General features: G+C 46.3%; 2 protein-coding genes. Both read right to left on the bottom strand.

Translation table 11 applies throughout. The features are described from left to right. Positions 1 to 168 precede the first annotated feature (168 nt). Complete coding sequence (locus tag F6J99_RS43595) at positions 169 to 711, bottom strand: hypothetical protein (RefSeq protein WP_293123327.1); 543 nt, start codon at positions 709 to 711, stop codon at positions 169 to 171. Positions 712 to 758: 47 nt separating this feature from the next. Further along, positions 759 to 3209 (bottom strand): hypothetical protein (locus F6J99_RS43590; protein ID WP_293123324.1); only part of this gene is annotated, 2451 nt, incomplete at its 5' end.

Here is a 3209-nt window from a genome sequence, read left to right as displayed (position 1 = left end):
GATATCTTTCCCATCTTGCCTCTTGCCTTCCCCTCCTGGGAGGGGTTAGGGGTGGGTTAATCTTGCCTCTTGCCTTCCCCTCCTGGGAGGGGTTAGGGGTGGGTTAATCTTGCCTCTTGCCTATTGCCTCTTTCAGCAATTCGTGTGTTTACAACCGAGATACAAAGGCTATAATTGATCGAGCTTAACGTCTGCTTCCGTTGGCACCACTGATTCTTCTGGAATCTTTGTTGTTGATAGATTATCATCAGTTACAGTATTTCCATTTTCGTCCACGAAGGTTAAGCCTTTTTTTACAATAACTCCATTGGGATAATCATCGGATTGGGGTACCGAAAATACGGTAACTTTAATCCCCCTCCTATCTTCAGGTTCCGGTATAGGTTGGAAGACATCAATCTTCAACTTCATTGCCAGTTCAGGAGCAACGTCTTGGTTGGTTAGAAAACTAAAATCTTTACTATCAAAGGGAAAATCCTCGGCAAAATTGAAAGGAAACTGATCATTAATTGATCCAGTAGCAGTATAACAAGGATCCGGTGATGTACCTTCCGTAACAGTAATTGATTTTGCCCACATATCAGATAATGGATGATTGTCAGATAAGTTGATGGGCAATTCTTCAGTAATGCTATAGGTAGTCTTTACTTCCTCCATAAAGGTTGGGATATTGTTAATATTTTGATAATCATTGATTTTATCCTCTGCCATCGTATCTCCTTTTGATCTAACTTAAATTAAACCTATTGCTTAAAGCCTTAACCTTTAGCATAAGCAGCATACCAGCCAACAGCATCATTACTATCCGTGGCATCAGGATTGCCAAAGATAACAATTTCGGTTTGTCCACTGGGGGGAAATGAGAGGACAAAAAACTTAAGAGCAACCTTCTTAATTTTCAACAAGTAAGCTGTACCAGAAGTGCTAGTGGAATCAACCAGTAATTCCACCGTCTTGAAGGACAGCTTCAGTACACTCTGGAGAGGAAAACCGAGCACATCCCCACCAATTCCCGGTAGCCTCAATCCTACAAAAGTTGTGGCTTTCTCCTGGGAACCATCCTGATTCGGTTCCCAGATAATCAACAGATTAACCACAAACTGAGCTGAACCCGACAATGCCCCCAAACTGCCCAAATTAAACTCGAAGTTAAAACCAAAGCCACTGTCGGGCATAGAACCAGTGCCCAAGGGAGTTTTCACCGTAAGATACCCTTTAGGCTTGCTATCCGGTTGAGCAGGGTCGAGATAGACGAAGTTAGTCAGCTTAAGGGGAAATTTGCTGTAGAGACTATGGGGGCGGGCTTTACTCTGAGCCAAATCAAAGGCAATTTGGCTGGCATCCACACTAAAGGTGATATCCTGGGTACCATTGGTATGCTTGCAGTTCATCACAATGGTTAGCTTTGAGAACTGGAGGAATTGTTCGTTATTGGCTAGCTCATCCAGTTTTTGCTGCAACTCCGCTGATGCTTGATTGAGAGTATCAATCCCTACTTGATAATCGTCTTCCAGAGCACGGGCACTGCGGTTGACCAGGTTGCTGGCAGTTAACACGTCATCGGACAGGGAAGTATCTGACCCAAAGGATAATCCATCAAAGGTCTCTAGGTCACGGAAATTGAGACGGCCCCAGAGGGTAAACCGTCCAATGGTGAGTGTAGTATCATTGCCTGGGGGGTCTGTGGAAAAAGTGGCCTTAACGATGTCAACATTATTGAGAATATGACTATCGGGTAGGGCAAAATAGTTCTCGCCGCTAAAGCTAAAGCTATAGGTAATCACGCCATCGTGTTCTTCCGTAAAGCCCTGGAGAATGACGATATTCCGTCCTGAACGACTATTGAGTAATTGGGTGGCTTCGTCAAAGAGTTTATCTAGGGTAAGATTGACCTCACTGGAAAATGCGGTAATTTGAGAATTTTGGAATTGCACCCGTAAGTTGGCCACCTGGAAGGCATAGCCCAAGGGACCGGTTTCTGGCACGGAGTTGTCTTGATAGTCCAGCAATCCAAACAAAGAAGACTGTTCCGCTACCAATTCCCCATTTTGGGGCAAAATCGGGGTGCCATTACTCCCGACATACTGAGCGTAGAAGTTATCCTGGTCTTGTATGCCACATTCTAGGGCTTTCAAGTCTTGAGGCAGTCCTGTCCCAGCTGGGAGCTTGACATTTAACGCAATCATCCCTGACCAAAAGGTGCTGCTGCCAACCCGGGCTAGAGGGGCAGCATTATCCCGGTCTTTTTCAGCAGCATTGGGGTCGTTGGCGGTTGCGATCGCATTTTCAAAGAATGTCACTAAGCGATCGCGCACTGCTTTAATTTCCTTGACCCGTTCATCAGCATCCGTTGCCGTCCCGACAAATACCTCCGGTTGTTCCCACAGGGCGGTATCCTTGAGAATATCAATCAGGGGCTTATCTAGGAACTTAAACAGTAATACCGTATCAGTATCCCCTGTGCCCTGACGCCAATTGTCTGGATTGAGATCAAAGGTCCACCCTTGAATAGTCAGTTGATTGTTCTGAAAATGCTCTTTGATAACTGGAGGAGATTCATTGGTATCAAAGGTTTTGAGGGAAGTCGGGTCAGTGATCACCAGGAACATCTGACTGGACTGGAAAGCTGAACGGAGGGATGAACCCCGTTCTAGGTCCTGCAAACTCACATCCTCATTGTCGGTATCCTTCGCCAGTAATAGACTATTGAGGGTTTGGTAATCAGAGGAATAGGTTGCCAACAATCCCAGGGAAGTTGTACCAGTGATGGTTTCCGTTGTTGGAGCAGCTGTCATGGCCTGAGCTTCAGGGGTAGCTGATCTACTCAAGGCACTGAATGCTTGGGGACTAAATGTCCCTATCCCCCCTAGTATTCCTTGAGGTTGACCGCTAAGTTGAGTAGTGTCTGTTTCAGCAATAATTTTAATTTTTTTGCGGCGCTGGGGATTGAGGATTTGTTCCTCCATTTGCTGATAGTGAGCCAGGGTTCCACTTACGCCTCCATAGGGAAACAAGGGTAAATATTCTCCCCTGGGCAGTCCTGTAACGGGAACCTCCAAAAACGTGAGGGGGTCATCTGCCTGGTCATCTGCCTGGTCATCTGCCTGGTCATCTGCCTGGTCATCTGCCTGGTCATCTGCCTGGTCATCTGCCTGGTCATCTGCCTGGTCATCTGCCTGGTCATCTGCCTGGTCATCTGCCTGGTCATC

The organism is Moorena sp. SIO4G3 (assembly GCF_010692305.1).
GTDB classification, from domain to species: domain Bacteria; phylum Cyanobacteriota; class Cyanobacteriia; order Cyanobacteriales; family Coleofasciculaceae; genus Moorena; species Moorena producens_A.
The sequence above is the reverse complement of the archived record's forward strand: the minus strand, read 5'-3'. Positions and strand labels throughout refer to the sequence as shown.